Annotated in this window: 22 protein-coding genes; 12 read left to right on the plus strand and 10 right to left on the minus strand. The window is 58.1% G+C overall.

All coding sequences use genetic code 11. The features are described from left to right. Window positions 1-52: 52 nt before the first annotated feature. On the minus strand, window positions 53-1,186 hold the full coding sequence (locus ACO05M_RS16785) for an AI-2E family transporter (protein ID WP_421865518.1): 1,134 nt from the start codon (window positions 1,184-1,186) through the stop codon (window positions 53-55). Between the two features lie 60 nt (window positions 1,187-1,246). Beyond that, complete coding sequence (locus tag ACO05M_RS16790) at window positions 1,247-2,332, minus strand: DUF2066 domain-containing protein (RefSeq protein ID WP_421865521.1); 1,086 nt, start codon at window positions 2,330-2,332, stop codon at window positions 1,247-1,249. Between the two features lie 265 nt (window positions 2,333-2,597). Between ACO05M_RS16790 and purM the strand changes: the two genes are divergently transcribed. The 7 genes from purM to ACO05M_RS16825 all read left to right on the plus strand — a co-directional run bounded on the left by purM (window position 2,598) and on the right by ACO05M_RS16825 (window position 8,844). After that, window positions 2,598-3,650 (plus strand): phosphoribosylformylglycinamidine cyclo-ligase, encoded by a 1,053-nt coding sequence (gene purM / locus ACO05M_RS16795; RefSeq protein ID WP_421865524.1) that lies wholly within the window; start codon window positions 2,598-2,600, stop codon window positions 3,648-3,650. Further along, a complete protein-coding gene (gene purN / locus ACO05M_RS16800; protein ID WP_421865528.1) occupies window positions 3,650-4,324 on the plus strand; it encodes a phosphoribosylglycinamide formyltransferase in 675 nt (224 codons plus the stop codon). The genes purM and purN overlap by 1 nt, the downstream gene beginning before the upstream one ends. Before the next feature lie 22 nt (window positions 4,325-4,346). After that, entirely contained in the window at window positions 4,347-5,186 is an 840-nt protein-coding gene (locus ACO05M_RS16805; protein ID WP_421865531.1) for a DUF3108 domain-containing protein, read from the plus strand. A gap of 71 nt (window positions 5,187-5,257) precedes the next feature. After that, window positions 5,258-6,691: a pyruvate kinase gene (gene pyk / locus ACO05M_RS16810; RefSeq protein ID WP_421865534.1), complete on the plus strand. Its 1,434-nt coding sequence runs from the start codon at window positions 5,258-5,260 to the stop codon at window positions 6,689-6,691. A gap of 7 nt (window positions 6,692-6,698) precedes the next feature. Continuing rightward, window positions 6,699-7,409, plus strand: a complete 711-nt coding sequence (locus ACO05M_RS16815) for a M48 family metallopeptidase (RefSeq protein WP_421865536.1) — start codon at window positions 6,699-6,701, stop codon at window positions 7,407-7,409. A gap of 174 nt (window positions 7,410-7,583) precedes the next feature. After that, window positions 7,584-7,991 carry a PilZ domain-containing protein gene (locus ACO05M_RS16820; RefSeq protein WP_421865538.1) on the plus strand — a complete coding sequence of 136 codons (408 nt, stop codon included), beginning with the start codon at window positions 7,584-7,586 and terminating at the stop codon, window positions 7,989-7,991. Between the two features lie 88 nt (window positions 7,992-8,079). Beyond that, a complete protein-coding gene (locus ACO05M_RS16825) occupies window positions 8,080-8,844 on the plus strand; it encodes a methyltransferase domain-containing protein (RefSeq protein WP_421865541.1) in 765 nt (254 codons plus the stop codon). Between the two features lie 59 nt (window positions 8,845-8,903). Here ACO05M_RS16825 and ACO05M_RS16830 read toward each other — a convergent pair whose 3' ends face one another. Continuing rightward, a complete protein-coding gene (locus ACO05M_RS16830; RefSeq protein WP_421865543.1) occupies window positions 8,904-9,635 on the minus strand; it encodes a hypothetical protein in 732 nt (243 codons plus the stop codon). A gap of 147 nt (window positions 9,636-9,782) precedes the next feature. Continuing rightward, a complete protein-coding gene (locus ACO05M_RS16835; protein WP_421865545.1) occupies window positions 9,783-11,327 on the minus strand; it encodes a CHASE domain-containing protein in 1,545 nt (514 codons plus the stop codon). 361 nt (window positions 11,328-11,688) lie between these two features. On the opposite strand from ACO05M_RS16835, the gene ACO05M_RS16840 reads away from it, so the two are divergent. The 3 genes from ACO05M_RS16840 to cmoB all read left to right on the plus strand — a co-directional run bounded on the left by ACO05M_RS16840 (window position 11,689) and on the right by cmoB (window position 14,949). Then, window positions 11,689-13,065 (plus strand): class I SAM-dependent methyltransferase, encoded by a 1,377-nt coding sequence (locus ACO05M_RS16840; protein WP_421865548.1) that lies wholly within the window; start codon window positions 11,689-11,691, stop codon window positions 13,063-13,065. A gap of 96 nt (window positions 13,066-13,161) precedes the next feature. After that, window positions 13,162-13,905 carry a carboxy-S-adenosyl-L-methionine synthase CmoA gene (cmoA, locus tag ACO05M_RS16845; protein ID WP_421865551.1) on the plus strand — a complete coding sequence of 248 codons (744 nt, stop codon included), beginning with the start codon at window positions 13,162-13,164 and terminating at the stop codon, window positions 13,903-13,905. 45 nt (window positions 13,906-13,950) lie between these two features. After that, a complete protein-coding gene (cmoB, locus tag ACO05M_RS16850; protein ID WP_421865554.1) occupies window positions 13,951-14,949 on the plus strand; it encodes a tRNA 5-methoxyuridine(34)/uridine 5-oxyacetic acid(34) synthase CmoB in 999 nt (332 codons plus the stop codon). Here cmoB and ACO05M_RS16855 read toward each other — a convergent pair. The 3 genes from ACO05M_RS16855 to ACO05M_RS16865 form a co-directional block, all read right to left on the minus strand. Further along, window positions 14,946-15,620, minus strand: a complete 675-nt coding sequence (locus ACO05M_RS16855; RefSeq protein ID WP_421865556.1) for a methyltransferase family protein — start codon at window positions 15,618-15,620, stop codon at window positions 14,946-14,948. The genes cmoB and ACO05M_RS16855 overlap by 4 nt on opposite strands. Window positions 15,621-15,651: 31 nt before the next feature. Next, entirely contained in the window at window positions 15,652-16,086 is a 435-nt protein-coding gene (locus ACO05M_RS16860; protein WP_421865559.1) for an OsmC family protein, read from the minus strand. Window positions 16,087-16,173: 87 nt separating this feature from the next. Further along, entirely contained in the window at window positions 16,174-16,557 is a 384-nt protein-coding gene (locus ACO05M_RS16865) for an acyl-CoA thioesterase (RefSeq protein ID WP_421865562.1), read from the minus strand. Between the two features lie 74 nt (window positions 16,558-16,631). Here ACO05M_RS16865 and ACO05M_RS16870 point away from each other — a divergent pair, with 74 nt between their 5' ends. After that, complete coding sequence (locus ACO05M_RS16870; protein WP_421865565.1) at window positions 16,632-17,315, plus strand: hypothetical protein; 684 nt, start codon at window positions 16,632-16,634, stop codon at window positions 17,313-17,315. Here ACO05M_RS16870 and ACO05M_RS16875 read toward each other — a convergent pair. After that, the gene (locus ACO05M_RS16875) at window positions 17,294-18,109 is read right to left on the minus strand and encodes a peptidoglycan-binding protein (RefSeq protein ID WP_421865568.1); all 816 of its coding nucleotides are present in this window, start codon (window positions 18,107-18,109) and stop codon (window positions 17,294-17,296) included. The genes ACO05M_RS16870 and ACO05M_RS16875 overlap by 22 nt on opposite strands. A 462-nt stretch (window positions 18,110-18,571) precedes the next feature. Between ACO05M_RS16875 and rarD the strand changes: the two genes are divergently transcribed. Beyond that, entirely contained in the window at window positions 18,572-19,465 is an 894-nt protein-coding gene (gene rarD, locus ACO05M_RS16880) for an EamA family transporter RarD (RefSeq protein ID WP_421865571.1), read from the plus strand. On the opposite strand, the gene ACO05M_RS16885 is transcribed toward rarD, so the two are convergent. Further along, complete coding sequence (locus ACO05M_RS16885; protein ID WP_421865574.1) at window positions 19,374-20,081, minus strand: YqgE/AlgH family protein; 708 nt, start codon at window positions 20,079-20,081, stop codon at window positions 19,374-19,376. The genes rarD and ACO05M_RS16885 overlap by 92 nt on opposite strands. A gap of 220 nt (window positions 20,082-20,301) precedes the next feature. Further along, complete coding sequence (locus tag ACO05M_RS16890; RefSeq protein WP_421865576.1) at window positions 20,302-21,303, minus strand: AraC family transcriptional regulator; 1,002 nt, start codon at window positions 21,301-21,303, stop codon at window positions 20,302-20,304. Window positions 21,304-21,312: the final 9 nt, after the last annotated feature.

Below are 21,312 nucleotides of genomic sequence, written 5' to 3' on the forward strand. Positions count from 1 at the left end.
GGCGGCAACAGCCCCGGCATCGCCGCATAGTATGGCATGGTAGATTCTCGGTTCAGGGGGCGCTTGACGGACGATTGGGTGACTCGCTGCCGGAGGCATCGGCCGCTTCAGCGCTCGCATCTGCACAACCATCCGCAGCCTGATACAGGTCGCTGTCCAGATAGCCGGCGTGCAGGTGTCGCAGCAGAACCATAATCACCGCCGCTACCGGCAAAGCCAGCAACACCCCGGTGAATCCGAACAACTGGCCACCGGCCATAATCGCGAAGATGACCGCCACCGGATGCAGACCGATCTTATCGCCCACCAACACCGGGGTCAGGAACATCCCTTCGAGCAGTTGACCGGCACCGAAAACCAGTCCCACCAACGCCAGGTAGTAGAGCTCGTTAAACTGCAGCATCGCGGCGATCAACGACGCTCCGATACCGACAATGAAGCCCATATAGGGAACGATACTGGCCAGTCCGGCCAGCAACCCGAGGATCAACGCCAGCTTCAGTCCGACCAGCGCCAACCCCAGGGCATAGAAAGCGCCCAGACAGAGCATCACCAGCAGCTGCCCTTTCATGAAGGCACCCAGCACTTCATCGCACTCACGGGCCCAGCAACTGACATGGGGTTCGATATTGCGCGGCAACATCAACCGGATCCGCTCCACCATCGCATCCCAGTCGCGCAACAGGTAGAAGGCCACCACCGGAATCAGGGTCAGGTTGACCAGCCAGCCGACAAAAGCCAGTCCCGAACGGGTGGCCTGCCCCAGCAGCTGGCTGGCCAGATCCCCACCGGTCTGCCAGTGCTGCATCAGCACCTGACGCAGCCGGTCCAGCTCCAGCTTCGGGGCCGGCATACCGGTCACCCGCTCCAGCCAGGGGATCAGGGTCTGCTTGATCCAATCAAACAGCAGCGGCACCTGACTGACCAGGTTGTCGATCTGCTGGCCCAGTTTCGGCAACAGCAACAGCATCGAGACCACCAGGACCAGGCTCAGCACCGAAAAGACGATCACCACCGACAGCGTCCGCGACAAGCCCTTCTGTTCCAGACGGTCGGCCAGCGGATCGCCCATGTAGGCCAGCAGCATACCGCTCAGAAAGGGAAACAGAATCGGTTCGAGCAGATAGAACAGGCCGGCGCAGATCAGCACCAGGGTTAACACCAGCCAGCGTTGTGAATCGGTCATCGTCGCTTCCTTGACTTGGTGGCTTATTATCTGGGGGATTACTTATCTAGGGTCTACGGATCAGGGCAGCCAACGGTAATACAGCTGACTGGGCTGGTCCGGTTCCGAAAATTCCAGTGGCTGTAGCCGCTTGTTCAATCCCAGGGCGCCGCGGAGCTGACCGATGGTGCCATCGATCCGCAACTGCAACTGCAGCCGGTCCTGATCAAGCTGCTGCAATTTAACCTGCTGCACCGCCGGCAGATCATTGAGGTAGCGTCTGATCTCAAAGTAACTGTCAATCGAGTTGACCTGATCCACCTCCAACAGCACGGCCCCGGGATCCAGATCATCGGTAGAGGCGACGAAGTCGACAAACAGCAGATCGGCGGCCTGATCCACCGCCGATCCCAAATGGGTCCGCAAGGTTGAGCCTGCACCGTCGAAGTTATAGCGCTGCCCCTGCCCCTTGAGCAGCAGCCACTGGCTGCGCCAGCCTCCGCCACTACGATAGAGCCGACCCACCAGCACCGAGTCCGCCTGATAGCGGCTTGACGCCCGGCTGATGGAGTCGGTAAAAAAGCCCCAGGCATCCCCGCTGGACAAGGCCTGCTGGTCCTGCAGATCCAGCAGCGGCCGGAATACCGGCAGGCCACGCTCGACGGCCCGGGACTTCATCGCCAAAAACGCCGGATCTTCCTCATCCCCGATAAACTCACGCTGACCGTTGCGCTCTTCCAGCAGCCACACCAACACCCCGGGGCGGATCGTTCCCAGTGGCCGCAACCCCGCATCGGAGAGTAACTGATTGATCAGCGTACGCTCGAAATCGATCGTCAACCGGTGGGCCAACACCTCGCGGCCATCGTCGGTGGGCAGGGGCTCGTTGGTCTGTTGATAACTGAATTGCTGGATATAGCGATTCGCTTCGGCCATCGCCGCTTCGATGGTCGCCTGACGCACCACATCGCGCCGACCGCTGACCTTGACCAACACCTGCGCCAGCGCCTGACTGACCAGATCCGGCGCCACCCGTACCGACTGCTCGGCCACCAACAGTTCGGCGCTGTAGAGACCACCGATCCGGGCCGCCTGCACATTCCCGATGAGTCCAAGCAGCAACCCGCCCAGCACTACCAGTCTCGTCATCATTTTCAGCCGTCGCACACCCGTTTCCTTCGATCCAGCACTAGCCAATGCCCGAATACCGGGCTCAAGAGGCCAAGCATAAACCAACCCGGCCCCAGCACAAACCGCCGTCCCGCGACCTAGGGACAGCCAATCGCAACATTCATCCGGTTATCGATGAAAAAAACGGCAATTTCGTCTCTCGATAGATGCCCACCAAGAACCGAACTGGTAGAATACGCGCCTTTCAATTTGCGACCCGTTCGCATCTCACACAAGGTCCGCCAGACAGGTTCTAACTCCTATGAGCAACTCTAACGAATCCATCAGTTACAAAGATGCAGGTGTTGATATCGACGCCGGTAACGCGCTGGTCGAGCGCATCAAAGGAGTGGCCAAGCGCACCCGTCGTCCGGAAGTGATGGCTGGTCTGGGCGGCTTCGGCGCCCTGTGCGAACTGCCGGCCGGTTACAAGCAGCCGGTTCTGGTGTCCGGCACCGACGGCGTCGGCACCAAGCTGCGTCTGGCGATGGACCTGAACAAGCACGACAAAATCGGTATCGATCTGGTTGCCATGTGCGTCAACGACCTGGTGGTCGCTGGTGCCGAGCCGCTGTTCTTCCTCGACTACTACGCCACCGGCAAGCTGAATGTCGATATCGCTGCTGACGTGGTTACCGGTATCGGTGAAGGCTGCGAACTGTCCGGTTGCGCGCTGGTCGGTGGTGAGACCGCCGAGATGCCCGGCATGTACGAAGGCGAAGACTACGACTTGGCCGGTTTCTGTGTCGGCGTGGTCGAAAAAGACGAGATCATCGACGGCTCCAAGGTCAGCGTCGGCGACACCCTGATCGGTCTGACCGCCTCCGGTCCGCACTCCAACGGCTACTCGCTGATCCGCAAGATCATCGAAGTCCGTGGTGCCGACATCAACGCTCCGTTCGGCGACGGTACTCTGGGCGATGCACTGCTGGCGCCGACCCGGATCTACGTTAAGCCGCTGTTGAAGCTGATCCGCGAGTCCCAGGTCAACGCTCTGTCCCACATCACCGGTGGTGGTCTGCTGGAGAACATCCCCCGCGTCCTGCCCGAGTCCGCCAAAGCAGTCATCGACGTCAACAGCTGGCAGCGCCCGGAGATCTTCAACTGGCTGCAGCAGCAGGGCAACGTCGAAGCGCGCGAGATGTACCGTACCCTGAACTGCGGTATCGGCATGGTGATCGCGGTTCCGGCCGACAAGACCGACGAAGCCCTGGCGCTGCTGAAGGGCGAAGGTGAAGACGCGATCATCATCGGCTCGATCCAGGCTGCCACCGACGGCGAAGAGCAGGTCGAGCTGCAAGGGCTGGGTAACTGATGCAGGCGGCAGCTCCTGAGAAGCCGCAGATCCTGGTACTGATCTCCGGCGGCGGCACCAACCTGCAGGCGATCATCGACGCGGTCAAAGCCGAACAGATCGATGCTGAGATCTGCGCGGTGGTCAGCAACCGTCCCGACGTCAAAGGGCTACAGCGCGCCAAGGATGCCGGTATCGAAGCCGTTACTCTGGATCACACCGACTACACCAGTCGTGAGGCCTTCGACGCCGAACTGATCCACCTGATCGACGGTTTCCAGCCCGATCTGGTGGTATTGGCCGGTTTCATGCGGATTCTGACCGCCGACTTCACCCGCCGCTACGAAGGAAAAATGTTGAACATTCATCCTTCGTTGCTGCCCAAGTACCGCGGCCTGAAAACCCACCTGCGGGCGATTCAGGCCGGTGATAAGGAACACGGCGTCACCGTCCACTTCGTCACCGAAGAACTCGACGGCGGCCCGCTGGTGATCCAGGCGATCGTCCCGGTCCTCAATGACGACAATCCGATCAGCCTGGCCGAACGGGTGCAGCAACAGGAGCACATCATCTATCCTTTGGCGGTCAAGTGGTTCTGCGAAGGCCGTTTGACCTACAACAACGGTCAGGCGTTGATGGATGGGCAGCCATTGCCCAGCAGCGGTTGCCAACTCGATAGCCGCGAAAACGCCTGACCCGCTAATTAAGAAGGGATCTATGCTGCGCTTCACCTCGCTGAACCGCCGACCGGAGCTGCCGCTATTGCTGGCAGCTCTGCTGTTTCCCGCCATCGCACTAGCCGGTGGTGAACCAAAACCACAACCTGCCGCCGTAGCCCAACCGATGGTCGCCAATTCAACGCTGGCGGGAACCTCGGTGGTCAGCTCGTCCAAGGCCAAGCCGGCCAACCCGGAGACCGCGATCAGCCTGCAACCGTTTCGAGCCTTCTATCAGGCCGAGTTTGATCTGGGTATTCATGTCAATGGCGAAGCGATCCGCGAGCTGACGCAAACGGCCGACGGCCAGTGGCAGCTGTCGATGAAAGCCTCTGCCATCGCTGCCAGCATCGATGAAAGCAGCCGTTTTGCGCTTGAGCAGGGGCGTGTCACCCCGCAGCACTATCACTACCAACGCAAGCTGTTGACCAAGAAGAAAACCATCGAGCATCGCTTCGACTGGCCCAAACAGCAATTGACCAGCAGCATCAAAGGCGATCAACAGCAGTTGCCGCTGCAACCCGGTACCCTTGATAAGGTCGGTTTTCAGATTCAGTTGTGGCAGGACATCAAGGGCGGCGCCAACGAAGCCACCTACCCGGTTGCCGATGGCCGTCAGATCAAGACCTACGAGTTCGACCGTCTCGGCAGTGAGCGGATCAGCACACCAGCGGGCGAATTCGACACCATCAAAGTCGCCCGCGATCGCGGTGATTCCAGTGCCCGTAAGACCTATATCTGGTTTGCCAGCGAGCTCGATCATGTCATTGTGAAGCTGCAACAGATCGAGCCGGACGGCAAAAAGTACACCCTGGTATTGGAGCGGCTGGAGTCGCTCTGAGGCCCGTCGATCGACAGAGCCGATTCGCGCCATCGACAAACCGCCAGCCCCGCCACTGAAGGACAACGGTCATGAGTGAAACCGCCCCGTCAACCGAAGCCAACCTGCGTAAGACCAAGATCATCTGCACCATCGGCCCGGTCAGTCAGAGCCTGGAGATGCTGCAGAAGCTCTACGATGCCGGCATGAACGTGGTGCGGCTGAACATGTCCCACGGCGACCACGAATCCCATGCCAAAGTGATCAAGGCGATCCGGACTCTGAACAAGCGGGTCAAGCACCCGATTCCGATTCTGCTCGACACCCAGGGCCCGGAGATCCGTACCGGCGACATCGCCAACGAGCTGAAGCTCAAGCAGGGCGATGTGATTTCGGTCTCGGTCCGCGGCAGCGAAGACGTCGAGCAGACCTCGATCCACGTCAACTACGACGATCTGGTCGACAGTGTCCAGATCGGCGATCGAATCACCGTCGACAACGGCCTGATCAATCTCGATGTACTGAGCAAGGACAACCGCAACCTGCAGTGCAAGGTGGTCGACGGCGGTGTGCTGAAGAGTAAGCGCCACGTCAACCTGCCCGGCATCCGGGTCAACCTGCCGGCCATCACCTCCAAAGACCGCCGCGACATAGCCTTCGCGATGGAACAGGAGCTGGATTACATCGCGTTGTCATTCGTGCGCGAGGCCGACGATATCCGCCAGCTACGCGAACTACTCGGCCCTAAGGCCAACAAGATCAAGATCATCGCCAAGATCGAAGATCAGGAAGGGGTCCGTAACCTGGAAGAGATCATCGACGAGGCCGACGGCGTAATGGTGGCCCGGGGTGACCTGGGGGTTGAGATCCATATCGAGCAGCTGCCCAACGTGCAGCGCAAGATGGTCCGCCTCTGTATCGAGCGTGGTAAGCGGGTTATCGTCGCCACCCATCTGCTCGAGTCGATGATCGAAAATCCGATCCCGACCCGTGCCGAAGTTACCGATGTGGCCAACGCCATCTACGAGGGGGTCGATGCGGTGATGCTGTCCGGCGAGACCACCGTCGGCAAGTACCCGGTCAAGTGCGTCGAAATCCTCGACCGCATCGCCGGCACCTCCGAAGTCGATCCCGGCCTTCACTTTGCCCAGGGTCTGATCAAGACCGATGAGAAGCAGCACCTGGCCAGCGCCACTGTCGAGCTGGCCGAATCCCTCGGCGCCAAGGGGATCCTCGTCATCACCCGCCGGGGCCTGATGGCCAACTATATCTGCAACTGCCGCCCCCACAACACACCGATCTACGCCTTTACCAATGACCCTCGCACCCGGCGCCAGTTGTTGTTGAACCGCTCGACCCATCCGTTCCGGATCGAGTTCAGCCGCGATCCGGAGAAGACCCTCAGCGCCGCCTTCGAGATTCTGAAGCTCAAAGCCGGTCTGCAAAGCGGCGACCAGGTGGTGGTGATCTCCGATATCCTGGCTGGTACCGGGGTCGACGCGGTACAGGTTCGCCAGCTACCTTGATCGCCCGATGAGCACACCGACGCTGCCGTTTGACTGGGAGGTCAAGTTTACCCGTCGTCGCGGCTCGATCGCGCTGCAGGTGCACCCGGACCGGGTCCGGGTGCTGGCCCCGAAGGGGACTGCACAACGGGAAATCCGGCAGCTGTTGCTCCAACGTCGCGATTGGCTCGAAGCCGCCCTGCTCAAGCACCAACAATATCCCTCGCAGACCAAGTGCTACCAGGATGGCGAAAGCTGGCTGATTGAAGGCCGCCCACACCGACTGGAGCTGGAGCTGGATCTGACCGCGGATTCGCAGGCCAGCCCCAATGTGCGACGTCTCGACCAACGCCTGATTCTGCAACTGTCCCCCGCCCAGGATGGGCCCGAACAACGCGCTCAAGCCCTGCGCGGCTGGTATCAGCAACAAGCCGAAGCGCACTGGCCGGAGAGGATCGATCACTGGGTCACGATCACCGGGCTGGAACCCAGCAGCTTGAAGATACGGCCCTATAAGAGTCGCTGGGGCAGCTGTACCCAAGATGGCCGCATCAGCCTCAACACCCTGCTGGTAATGGCGCCGCCGGAGGTACTCGATTACGTCATCATCCACGAGCTCTGCCACCTGCGCCATCTGAACCACAGCCAGGCCTACTGGGATCTGGTCGCGCGCTTTTGTGACCAACCCAAACAGTACCGGCAATGGCTGCGCCGGCATTCGGAGCAACTTCGGTTCTGATTCACCCCGGCTTTGATAGCCCAAGCACCAATCCAAACAGAGACTTAGGCTAACAATCCAGCCCTGGTGGTGGTCATCCACTGATCTGAATCAACGCCTAACGGGTAAGTAGCTGCTAACCTTTAAGGATATGTTTAACGGCAATTTTTGTAGTAACACCAAATGGAGGCGCAGATGAACGATCTTCGTCTACATCCTCGAATTCCCTGCAGCCTGAGCGCCGAAGTCCACAACGATAGGGATGAGCCGATCAGCTGCCGTATCAGCAATATCTCGCCCGGTGGGATGATGTTGGAAGGCGGTCCCGAGCTGCGAGAGTTTGTCTTCTGCGGCCATCAAACCGATCGAGATCCACTTCGGCACGTCATCGAAATCAACGTCCTGATTAAGCTACCGGACCAGGCCCAACCCTTCCAGAGCCGCGCCCGGCTGCTGTATATCCGCCGCTTGTCGGAACTGCGCTTCAACCTCGGATTCCGCTTTGTCGCCATTGCCCAGTTGCAGGCCAAAGTAATGGAGGCCTATATCTTCAACAGTGGCTCCAACAGCCAGTTGCTGAGCAGCTCCTTCGGCGCCGGTTGAACATCGCCCGAAACCGTCCTTAATCAGACGCTTCCCGTCCAGCTTAAGCCCGGTAAAATAGCGGCTCCAGATACAGCCGTGATCCAGTATGTCCGAGCAATCCCATTTCGATCGCCTGTCCGAACGTTTCGGGCGCAACATCTACGATACCCCCAAAGGGCGCATCCGCCTGCACTTCCTGCAGCAGGACCTGCAGCCCCTGCTGGAGCGGGACCGCGAGCTGTTGATTCTGGACGCCGGTGGTGGTCAGGGTCAGTTTGCCCGCCATTGCGCTGCACTGGGGCATCGCGTGATTCTGTGCGATCTGTCCGAGCAGATGCTTGAAGCCGCCGACCAACTCAATCGAGAGCAGGGACTGGAAGACCGGATCGAGCTGGTCAACAGCCCCATTGAAACCTTCTGCTATCAGGACCCACGCAAGTTCGAACTGATCCTTTGTCATGCGGTGCTGGAATGGGTGCCAGCGTCGGAACCTGTATTACAGGCACTCTCGCAGCGACTGACTGATACAGGCTGTCTGTCGCTGATGTACTACAACCGCCACTCCATCGTGTTGCGCAACGCGCTTCGGGGTAACTTCAGGAAAGCGCTCAGTGATCAGTTTGGCGGAGATGGTGGCGGGCTGACACCCACCCATGCCCGGGAGCCGAAACAGATCGATGCCCAGCTAGCAGCACTGGGGATGAGGATCGAAGCCCAGCACGGGGTGCGCTGCTTCTACGACTACCTGCCCCCTAAGGTGCGCCAGACCTATGCGTTCGAAGATATTCTCGAGCTGGAGCAGCGCTTCCGGGATCAACTACCCTACTGCCAGATGGCCCGCTATATCCACCTGATTGCGGCGAAAGACTAGCACGACCTTGGCTCGGCCCTCCTGGTCTGGTCCTCCCGTCACCGAGCCTCGCTTACCCGCTACCCCGCCGGCTTCTTCCAGGTCAGGCACAGATCCGAATTGGTATGCAGCCGTTCAAGAATCGGCAGCAACTGTTCACGGCTATAGAGATCGCCATGATGACGAGCCACAACCCGGTGGAAAGGCTCGAAACTCTCCCGTGGATTGAGGTTTTGATTCAGTCGCATCAGTTCCTGAACGCATCGGATATCCAGCCCCACATCCAGACAGATATCTTCAATACGGCAGGAGGCGCAGTCCGGTTTCTGTATTTCAATTGCCGGCACCTGACTGACATCGGTCAGTGGAATCATCCGACCGATCGAATCCGGCACCGCATCGAGCGACAGCTCGTTTGCCCACTCGACGCTAGTGCCCGACTCCGTCTTGCGGTGCTGGCGACGATTGACCACTCGAATTCTGAGTACCAATAACCCTGACCCCAGCAACAGCACTGCCGAGAGAAGCATCAGGATATCCTGGCGTAACCCGATCAACAGCAGCGCCGCGAGAATATAACCGAAAGGCAACAGCTCGTAGAGCGGATCATTCCAGTAGTGCCGATTGACAGGGGTTTGGGGAGAGCGGTGGTTGAGTCGCCGGTAATCCGAGCGCAGCACCCAGATCCAGGCACCCAGAAAATAGAGCAACAGGCCGATCACCAGCAGGACGCCACTGTAGAACAGCAGAATCCAAGCGCCGGACACCAGATAAAAATAGGGTTTTAACTCGTAAACCGATTTAGGTAGCAAAACGACAACTTCCGTACATCACATGAACTGATTTGCTAAGTCCGCAATGTAACAGGCTTTTGTCGCCGATAAGCAGGAAGTTGCGCTAAAACTGCTCGAAGTCAAATGATTACGACAAGTTTCAGAACCGGATCGGCTCGCCCCTCTCTAAACAGCGATTTTGGGTCCGATTCTGCTCACCTGATTCCGTCCGGCCTGTTTCGCCTGGTAGAGCGCATCGTCTGCCGCTTGGATGATCGCCTGCTGATTATCGCCGGCGCTGGGATAGAGGGTGCAGACGCCAACACTGATGGTGACGAATTCGCAGATCTCCGAATAGTCGTGGGGAATTTCCAAGGCCTGTACTGCCGCTCGGCATCGCTCCGCCATAACCAGGCTGTTGTCGGTGTCGGCCAGCACCAGCGCAAACTCTTCACCGCCGTAACGGGCTGCAAGGTCCCCCGGCCGACGGGTAACGGATTTCAACGCCCCGGCCACCGCCTGCAGGCACTCGTCCCCTTTCAGATGCCCGTAATGGTCGTTATAGGCTTTAAAGCAATCGACATCAGCGAAAATAAAGCTGATCGGCGCATGATTCCTGATCGCCCTGAACCACTCCTTTTCAAGAAACTCATCCAGATGACGGCGATTAGCCAACTCGGTCAGACCGTCCGAGCGGCTCAGGGCTTCTAAATCCTGATTGGCCTGATTCAAAGCCAAGGTTTTTTCCCGAACGCGCTCCTCCACGATGGATGCGTGTCTTGCGGTGAAATAAACATAAAGCGCGATCAAACAGGTAAAGATCAGGCCTGCCATGCTTAGGAAAAGGCCGAAATTATCACTTCGCTGGGAGACGTAGGCGCTGGAGGGAGAGGCCTGAATAATCCAGTTGCGTCCCCACATCGCCGGAAGCTCCCTTTGGAACGCAATACGAGGATAGGGATTGCTCCCTTTGGGATCCGTGCTGAACAGCAATTCGGGCTGATCCGGCACCGTGGTATCGATCAACTGAATATGGAACTCGGACCGTTTGTCTGCACTCAAGGAGCTGTTAACGATGTCGCCAATCCGGAACACCCCGAGCACGAAGCCTTTAATGTTGTCCTGCCGCCCCTTGACGGTCGCCGGCATACCGTTAAAGATCGGCAGCACCGCCAGAAAGCCCTTCTGCTGCTCTCCCCCCTGAATCAGATTGATACTGGAGGTTGCCAGTGGAGACGCGGTCTGGATCGACTGATTCAGAGAGTTGATACGGGTCGGGCTTGAGCCCAGGTCGAAGCCAAGCGCCGTTTCATTACCCAGCAACGGCTCCAGATAGTAGACCGGGTAATACACCGATCTCTCTTCCACCGGGACCATAAAGCCCTGTGAATTTCGCTGTGTGAATTCATAGCCGGGAATATGGCGCCGCATCGCTTCAACCACCCGTTCTTTCTGGTGATGAGGTACCTTCGGAATCCACTCCAGCGCCTGAATATTCGGGTGGCGGCTGAGTATTTCCCGGCTGACGTCACGGAATCGAGCCAGCCCCGGCGCCTGCGCTTGACCAAATAGGATGGAAAGCGAATGAAGTGTCTCGAAATTGGTCAGCAATTCCCGCTTGAGTAGCTCACCGCCCTCGATGATATCGGCCTGAAACTCACTGGCGATAGTCCGCTCTTCGGCTTGGTTAACCAGATAAGCTGTCGCTCCGGACAAGGTCACACCGGTCATGATGACACAACAGATGAGCAAACTGACTTTAATCGTTGGTCTCATAAACGCTCTCAACTCTTGATCGGACAGCACGCACACGCCCCCTGGCTACAGGGCCATGTGACTGTTTGTTCTATCAGAACTTCTGTTTTATGCCCAATACTTTCTGCATACCCGGACTGAGTCGAAGCCAGCATCGCAGGCCGTATGGTCACCGCCGCACAGGATCTGCAACCTTGCACTACTCGGTACACCTATTGAGATGCGCCCATCGATCCATAGCCCTCAACAGCGCCTGAAGAGTGCTTCGCTCTGCCCTTAGACAACCACCCTGTCCGCCCGATAAACTCTTCGTTCAACGTCAGCGGAGGGCCGGTTAATGTCATCGCAACACTGGGACGAGAAAAGTTTCTGTGAGGATTACTCCAGTACCTGGGAGATCTCAGAGGACGAGGTTCATTACGGCTGGCTGGCACCCGGTGAGCGACAGCTCAACCTGATTGATATCGATCTGGTCAACGCCAACGTGCTGGATATCGGCTGCGGCATGGGCGAAAACCTGATCGCCCTGGCCCACAAAGGCGCCAACGCCCACGGTATCGACATCTCCTCCCATATGCTCGAAGTCGCCCGTAAAAAGCTGGCCCCCTACCATGACAGCCTGACCCCGGTGCATCTGAAGCAGCAAGATATGCGCAAGACCGACTTCTTCCCCGGCATCAGCTTCGACCTGATCCTGTCGGCCTACTCGCTCGAATACCTCAGCAATCCGGGAGAGTTGAAAGAGCTGTTCTACAACCTATTCAAGCGCCTCAAACCCGGCGGCATCTTTATTTTCTGCTTCTCCCACCAACTACAGCACTACCGCCATAACATGCTGGCCAACCATTCCAGCAAGACCGGCGACGACCAGTTTTCCACCCTGATCTATTCATTCCGTGATGTGGTCAGTGCGCTTAGCGAAGTCGGCTTTCTGATCGAACGGGTGGTCGAACAGGGCACCCAGAACCCTTCCCAGCTCAGTTATGAAGAAGCCCGCCAGTTTCCGTACCACTTTCATCCGGGCAAGAACCCCTGCCATCCACAGTTCGACAAGCAGAGTAACCAGGTCCCCCATACGGTGATCTACAAGGTCCGCAAGCTCGACAGCCACGGTCTCAAGCAGGACCAGCAACTGACCTTCAACTACCGTAACAACCAGATCCGAATCTGGGGTCAGAACCGCACCATCGACGAGAGCTTCGACTTTGCGGTCCAAGGACGTACCTATTGTGCCCACAAGCTGGCCCGCTACGACAACGTGGTCGGCCTCTGCGAGGCTTTCAACCTCGAAGTTGAGCCCCAACATCTGCAGCCTTTCGATGAAGCCGAACTCAAGCTCGATCTGGATGGAACCGTTCATCATCGCTCGGTCCCGGCGAACTCGATCCAGGCCCTACTTCACAGTCAACTGCTGCAGGAGGGCTTAAGTCCCTGCTACAGCCGCAGCACCTTCATCGGCAATCAGGAGATGGAGACCGGTCTCTATATCAAGCGGCTCGACCCGATCTACGGCCAGATCGGACGCCTGTTCCCCGACCAGCAGCTCGGCATTCTGGTGTTTATCAACGGCGAGGAACCGGCCCACGGCACCATCGGCCTGGAAGATATCACCGCCACCGTCGGTGACCGGATCCAGGTGTTCTATATCGCCACCCGTTGGGGTAAAGCCTGGCGACCGAAGAGCCGCGCTGACGAGCAATTGGACCTGTTCTGAGCAGTGAGCAAATCGGTGTCGGTGTCATGACGCAGAGGCCCTGAGGGCGTATAATCCGCCCGTCTTCAACCCAGTCCAATACCCGGCATCCGCTCCATGGCCAAAGACTCCGATCAGCTCTACGCCCAACCACTGAATCAGATCGTCGACTTCCAGTTCGACGAGCAGGTCGTTGGTGTGTTTGCCGATATGATCAACCGCTCGGTACCCGGCTATGCCACCGTGGTCAAATCCCTTGGCATCCTGGCCGCCCGTTACGCCCAGGCCGACAGCAACTTCTATGATCTGGGCTGCTCGCTCGGTGCCGCCACGCTGTCGATGCAGCAACAGGTGCGCCAGCCCAACTGCCGATTTATCGCCATCGACAACTCCCCGGCGATGATCGAGCGCTGCCGTGAGCACCTGCAGGTGGCGGCGATGCTGGAGGAGGCCGAGCCACGAGTGGAGCTGGTCTGCGCCGATATCAATGCCGTCGAGATCAACAACGCCAGCGTGGTGGTGATGAACTTTACCCTGCAGTTTATCGCCCCGGATCAGCGTCAGGCGCTACTGCAACGAATCTATGACGGCTTGAAACCCGGCGGCATCCTGCTACTGTCCGAAAAGATCGCCTTTGAAGACAGCGATACCCAGCAGCGGCTGACCGACTGGCATCACGACTTCAAGCGCGCCAACGGTTACAGCGATCTGGAGATCAGCCAGAAGCGTTCAGCGCTGGAGAAAGTAATGCGGCCGGAGTCCCTGTCACTGCACCAACGGCGCCTTGGAAAAATAGGCTTCAGCAGCATTCAACCCTGGTTTCAGTGTTTCAACTTTGTCTCCCTAGTGGCGATCAAGTAACACCGAATCAACCCTTCACCGATATCCATCCGACGCCTGACAACCATGACCGAACCGCGCCATCCGGCCCTCGACTTCAGTGATTTTTTCACCCAACTGCAGCACAGCGAACTGGCCCCTTGGGGCGAGCCCCTGCAACAGCGTATCAACGATAAGCTGACGCGGCTCAACCACGGCGATATGCCCGCCTGGCTGGCCGCCTTTGATGCCCTGCCGGAGCTGACAAGCGACAAGACGGATCTGGATCGTGGCAGCCTGCTGATCGGTACCGAGCAGGGCTGCAGCCCGGAGCAGCGCCAGCAACTGGAGCAGGCAATGCGGCAGCTGATGCCCTGGCGCAAAGGCCCCTACTCCGTATTCGGGGTCGATATCGATACCGAATGGCGCTCGGATATGAAGTGGGACCGACTCAAGGACAGCATCGCGCCGCTGCACAACCGCAACGTGCTGGATATCGGCTGCGGTAACGGTTACCACTGCTGGCGGATGCTGGCCGCCGGTGCCCGCCGGGTCATCGGCATCGATCCGTCGTGGAAGTTTCTGCTGCAGTTCCGGGCACTGAAGAAATACCTGGGCGAGCTGCCGGTCGAACTGTTGCCACTGGGAATTGAAGAGCTACCGCAGAAGATGCAGATCTTCGATACGGTTTTCTCGATGGGGGTTTTCTATCATCGCCGCAGTCCGATCGACCATCTGCTCGAGCTTCAGAGCTTCCTGCGTCCCGGCGGTGAGCTGGTGCTGGAAACCCTGGTGATCGACGGTGATGCCCAGCAGATGCTGCTACCGGCCGACCGCTACGCCCAGATGCGCAACGTCTGGTTCCTGCCCAGTGCCGAAGCCCTATGCGGCTGGTTGGAGCGCTGCGGCTACCAGCAGGTACGCTGCGTCGATATCAACCAGACCAGCACCGAAGAGCAACGCGCCACCGATTGGATGCAGTATCATTCGCTGGCTCAGTTTCTCGATCCGGACGATCCCAACCGCACCGTTGAAGGCTACCCGGCCCCCAAACGTGGGCTGTTTATCGCCCAGCGGCCCTATTAAGCCGACCCGTTCACATCAGACTGATTCGCCTGCTGCTCCAGCTCCTGCGCTCGCGTTGCACTGATAGTACGACCCGGCAGAGGAATCAGTCCCGGCACCTGCCGACAGTACTGGCGATAAGCCTCGCCAAACTGCGCGATCAGTTTGCGCTCTTCCAGTCTTGAGCCAACGACAAAGTAGAGCGTCGCCAGCACACTCAGCAGTAACTGGGCTGCGTCCATCGGGCGACTCCAGATCAGTACCAGGGCAAGGAAATACCACGGATGCCTGACCCGACGGTGCCAACGCCCTAGCTTCAACACCGCCTGCTGATCGGGATCTCGAGCACCAAAATGGCGCAGCCGCCACTGTCGGCTGCCACTGAACTCGGCCATCGAGTAATCGCCCGAGGTACTGAAAAATCCCACCAAGGCGGCAACCGCGATACCGTTCATCAACCATCCGGTCCAACCACTCCACTGCAGCAGCAGCGGGCCGGAAGCTTGCAGATACAGCCACAGCAGCGGAAGCAGCAGCAACACAGCCAGTAGGTTGTAGAGTCCGCGATAGGCCGGCATCAACGCAGGCCAATGCTGCAGACACCAACGTTTGCAGCGGCGGGAAGCCAGCAGGGAGTGCAAGAGACAATAGCCGGTAAAATACAACCCCAGCGCAATCAGCGATGCTGTCACAGACACTCCCCGTTAGATTTCAACGTAAGGATCAGCCTAGCTGATGAACAACCTCAGTGGTCATCTTTACGTTGTCATGGACCGGACAACGATCGCAGACCCGATTGAGAAACTCCGCTTTTTCGGCGTCGCTCATATCCGCATCAATCGTCGCCGAGATTCTGATCTGCTGAAAGCCGGTCCGGTCTTCGGAGGGCTTACCCAGCAGTCCGGCGGGGTTCAGCTCCCCCTCTGCAATCACTTCCATGCCGCGAAGCTCCAGTCGCTCCTGCATGGCAACGGTGCGAGCGATCGTGGCCACACAGCCTGAGATGGAGAACAGAAACAGCTCCAGCGGCGTCGGCCCTTCGTTATTACCGCGGGCATTCTGCGGTTGATCGATGGTCAGGTGATGACCACGAACATCCGCCGTGATGGTATAGCTGTTTCCCATCGTCGCACTGACGCTGACAACCTTGTTCGGCATAGTAGATCCCTCGATAATAAGAAAGCCCTAATATACCTATCCGTATGGATACCGGCAAGCCAGCGTATTAACGACAGTGACCCCTGATTAGAAGCGCGTGATCGGACGCGGATGGCCGTTGGAGTCGATCGCGACGAAGGTAAAACAAGCCTCGGTCACCTTCTCCTCATGATGAGAGTGGTAGCGGGTCACCCAGCTCTCAACCTTGACCTTGATGGAACTGGTGCCGATCCGCTCCACCTGACAATAGCAGCTGAGCTCGTCACCCACTTTAACGGGCTTATGGAAGGTCATCCCGTCCACCGCCACCGTTACCACCGGCCCGCCGGCTTCTTTAGCCGCGAAACTGCCACTGGCTATATCCATCTGCGACATCAACCAGCCGCCGAAGATATCGCCATTAGCATTGGTATCGGCGGGCATCGCCAGGGTACGACTCGATGGAATCCAGTTTTGCTCTGAAGGGGACATACACACTCTCGTCAATTTAGATAAACAGCTATACTGCTCGGATACTACCAAACATATCCGAGCCGAGGCCGCTTATGTCACGTTTTCTTATTCCTGTCTTGAAACGCTTAGCCGTACTGTCAGTCGCGGCTCTAGTTCTGATCGCAACCGCACCCGACCCCATCAACCCCATCGCCAATACCTATGCCAAGGGCGGTAATGGTGGTGGTAACGGCGGCGGCAACGGCGGTGGAAATGGTGGCGGCAACGGCGGCGGTAACAGCGGAAACAACGGCCATAGCGGCGGAGCGGACGAGGATGACAGCCGGGATGCTAAAGGCCACTCAAGCCGTGGGCTGGGACATGGTCACAACCATGCCGATAACGATCAGGTCGATGATGAGGAAAAATCAAAGGCCGACAAGCTGGGTCGGCTCAATGCCGCCAATGCTTCCGATCGTGCTCGCGAGCGCGCAGCGCCTCACTCGGCGGTCGGTCAACTGGCCAGTTACAGCGACCTGGTTAACGACAGCGAAGCGAATGTTGAAGAGCAGGCCCGCCTGGCGCTGGATACCTTGACCACGGCCAGCAACAAGCCGTTAAGCAGCTCGGTAATCGACGAGGTCAACAGCCTGCTGGGCATCTCCGAGCCCAATGCCGTCGTCGATGCGATGAAGTCGCTGCTGGATGATCCCCAGCCGAGCCCGGCGATGACGCTGAGCCGGAAGCCGCACCGGAGTCCGAGTCGACTTCCTGATTATTGGGTTTGTTGCTCGTAAGCCAGCTGTAACGATCTCAAATGACTGAGCAAGGGGTCATCGATCCCTTGTCCGGCCAGTTTCTCCGCTTTTCTGAAAGCAGCAACGGCCGCCCGGGTCCGAGGTCCGGCAATGCCATCTTCAACGCCCGCCGCATAACCGGCATTGTTGAGCGATAACTGCACGAAACGGGTGATGGCACGCCGCTCTTCCCGCGGATCAATCGATACTCGACCGGCAATCTGTCGCTGGATGGTTTGCCAACGCGGATGGCCGATTCGGGCGCTCAGTTTCTTGATCAATAGCGGTGCTGTCTGGTCGCCATTGTGCTCCGCCCGGCTTAACCATAGTAGCGCCATCGGTACATTTTCTCGTCCCCCCAGGCCGCTGGCATAGATCACCCCCATCGCCAGTTGGGCTTCAACCTGACCGTTCGTCGCCGCGCGTTCCATCCACTGCGCCCCCCAGGCAAGCTCAGGCTCCCCACCGCGCCCGTTCAGCATCATCTCGGCCAGGAAGTATTGAGCGGAGGCATGGCCGGATTCCGCCGCTTGGTTAAGCAGGCCTCGGGCGGCAACCGGGTCCTTATCGCCTCCCCGCCCCAGTAACCGATTCATACCCAATAGATACTGCGCCCCGGTGTGGTTGCGCCTCGCCGAGTGAGCCAACAGCACATTGGCTTTATACAGGTCCGCTTTTCTGCCGGTTCTATTTAGAATCAGCGCTTCTCGATAGGCACTCTCGGCATCGGTCGAATCGGCAATCTCATAGGGTTCCGTAACCTTGGTCGGTAACGACAGCTGGCAGCCGCTCAACAGCAAGACCGCTAGGCCCAACAGCAGACCGGATAGCCAACCTCGACCTAGTCGTGATGATGAAATAAGCGCAATCAACTTCTATCCCCTTCCCTTTGCTATCCCGTTTCTAATTTAGATGACGCCTCACCATATCGAAACTCTTGCCAAGCGAAACACTGACCAAGAGAAACCTTAGATATGTAAATAATATTTGACATAGCGAGCAATATATCTAAACTTCGCGGTCTAGGTCTTTGCATCTGAACGAGGAGCCTCTGCTAGTCACGGCTTCCGTGACGAGCCGAGGTATTGTGCCGCAGGTCATTTTTTGCCCTGCGGTTTTTTTTTGCCCTGCGGTTTTTTTTTGCTTCGAAACCGCTAAAGTAGAGCCTCTTCACCAACAGCTTGGATTTGCAGCGGCACTATCTGCACCTTTGCCGCAATCCGTCTTTTTACCATCGTACTTAACGAGAAACGCACATGCACGCCGGAGTCTGGGCCGCCGTTGGCGCCTTTGTACTTTGGGGCTTTCTGCCTCTGTATCTGAAAACTGTTGATCATGCACAGCCCAGCGAGATTCTCGCCCATCGGATTGTCTGGTCGCTGTTGTTTGTGTTGCTGCTACTGGCTCTGAAGCGCAATTGGCGCTGGCTGGCCGACGTTCTCAAATCACCGAAACTGATGGCAACCAGCCTGGGTTGCGCGGTACTGCTGAGTATTAACTGGCTGACCTATATCTGGGCGGTCACCTCCGGTTATATCATTGAGGCCAGCCTCGGTTACTTTATCAATCCGCTGCTGAACGTCCTGATGGGGATGCTGTTTCTGGGTGAGCGACTGAGATCCCTGCAGTGGCTGGTGTTGGCTATTGCGGCCTCCGGGGTGCTCTATATGACGTTCGTGTACGGCCAGCCGCCCTGGATTGCACTGATCCTGGCATTCAGCTTCGGCTTCTACGGGCTGATTCGTAAAGGCTCACCGCTGGGCTCCATCGAAGGGTTGATGCTTGAAACCGTGGTGATTGTGCCTCCGGCGCTGATCTGGCTGTGGTATCTGTCGAGCCAGGGCCAGGCTACCTTCGGCCAAGGGGTGATGAGCGATAACCTGTTGCTGGCCGGCACCGGCATCGCCACCGCACTGCCGCTGATTCTATTCGCCTACGGCGCCAAGCGGATTACCCTGACGTTGCTGGGATTGTTGCAATACATCGGCCCCTCGATCCAACTGGTGATCGGGGTCTGGTTGTTCAACGAGGTCTTCGATGGCACCAAGGTGGTTGGCTTCAGCCTGATCTGGCTGGCGTTGGCTCTTTATTCACTGGAAGGGTTTCTGCATCGGCGTCGAAATGCGGCGCAGCCGGCTTCCGATCGATAGCTGCCAAGCGTCCGTTGTGATAGCTCATCAGCTGGTTCCAGATCGATTGGGTATCGGTCTGGAACAGCAACTCGGGATCACCGGGTAAAATCAACCACTGGCCGTGAATGATCTCAAGCTCGAGCTGTCTTGGCGCCCAGCCCGTGTAGCCGGCATAAATACGAAAGCGCTGCGGCAATGCCTGCTCCAGCAGCTGTTGAAACTGTCCGCCGGACAGGGCGACCCGCAGCTGTTGTAGCAGCACCCCCGGGGTGGAGTCATCGGCCGGATCCGTCGGCTGCTCGAACAACATCACCCGCTGGTCCATCGATACAGGCCCACCCCAGAACAGCTTCTGATCCGCCTTGGTCTCCGCGACCCGACCCTCAAATTCGACGCCTAACGTCAGGCGTGTTGGGCGGTTGATGATTACCCCAACCGCACCGTTGCGGTTGTACTGCAGCAGCATCACCACGGCCTGCTTGAAACGTGGATCCTGCTGTTGCGGCATCGCCACCAATAAGCGACCGGGTTTTAGAAACTTTTGCGGCGCCTGCTCCGCTTTTGGCTCCTGTTTGGCAAACGGATGAAGATAGGGCCAAGCATGGACCACGGATGCCGAACCTAACAGCATCATGACAAGCCCAAGCAGTAACCAGCGTGGCAAGCTGCATCGAGGGTGAAAAAGGGATGACTCAAACATGGACGACCTCCGCGACACTCAGTCCACCGGGCCTTGCGGCACTCAGCGTCCCTGCGAGGGCTGAATCAGCTGAAAAAGAAAGCGGCCCTGTGACGGGTCATCAGGGCCTAAATGGACAGCTAATTAAACTATAGTCGAAGCCGAACAGAGCTGCTCAAAAATTAAGCAACTGTCTGTATTCACTGGGAGAATAGCCGGTCCACTGGCGGAAAGCCCGGGTAAAGGAGCGCGCCTCGCTAAATCCCAACTGCTCGGCGATCTCGGCAACCGGAAGCTGTAGCACACGCAGCTTTTCGATCGCCAGGTCCTGCCTGACCTCATCCTTGATTCTGGGATAGGAGCTACCTTCGGCTTTCAGCCGCCGACGCAGGGTTTGTCCGCTTAATCCGAACTCGGCTGCCAGCTGCTCGAAGGCAGGCAACTGCAGTTGCTCAGCCTCCTGATTCAACAGTCTCGAGCGAATCCGCGCCCGGTAACTCTCGTTATCATCGGGAAGCACCATCAGGGCACGGGGTGAATCTCGAAGAAACTGGGCCAGATCACGCTGGCTTCGGACCCGCTCCTGGGTCAGATAATCGGCATGGAAGCTCAACTTCAGCATCGGTTGATCGAAACGATGCGGACAGGGAAACAGGTACTTCAGCTCGCTACTGTGGGCGGGCCTTGAATAGGGAAAAGCGACCTGTTGCAACCGAATGCCGCGACCGATGACCCAGCTGGCAAAACGATGCCAGATCACCAGCCAGAATTCCCGATAGAAATGGTCGGGATCCAGTTCGGGCCGGACAAAACAGAATTCGATTTCAGCCAGCTCACCACGGTGCTTCAGGTGCATCTGAATATCATCGGTGAACAGGTTATAAAACTCGATCCCCTGCTGCAGAATCGCCTGCAGATTGTCATAGTGCAGTGCATGCCGGGTCATCATCGCAAACACGCCGCGCTTGCAGGGGCGCACTGTACAACCCATAAATTCATCGTCCAGCAAGGCCCAGACCTGCTGCACCAAGGCGGCCATCTGTGCTGCCGGAGCCCTCGGCTGGCTCAGCTGCTGGGGCCAGATGCCAACCTGTTCCAGTAGCGCCTCAGGCGCATGTCCTCGGCGCTCGGCGCAACGCAGCGCGGCCTGGACGTAGTGAATATCAACGGTAGCCATACTCTTCCC

Source organism: Motiliproteus sp. (genome assembly GCF_965230735.1).
In the GTDB taxonomy this organism is placed as follows: Bacteria; Pseudomonadota; Gammaproteobacteria; order Pseudomonadales; family Balneatricaceae; genus Motiliproteus.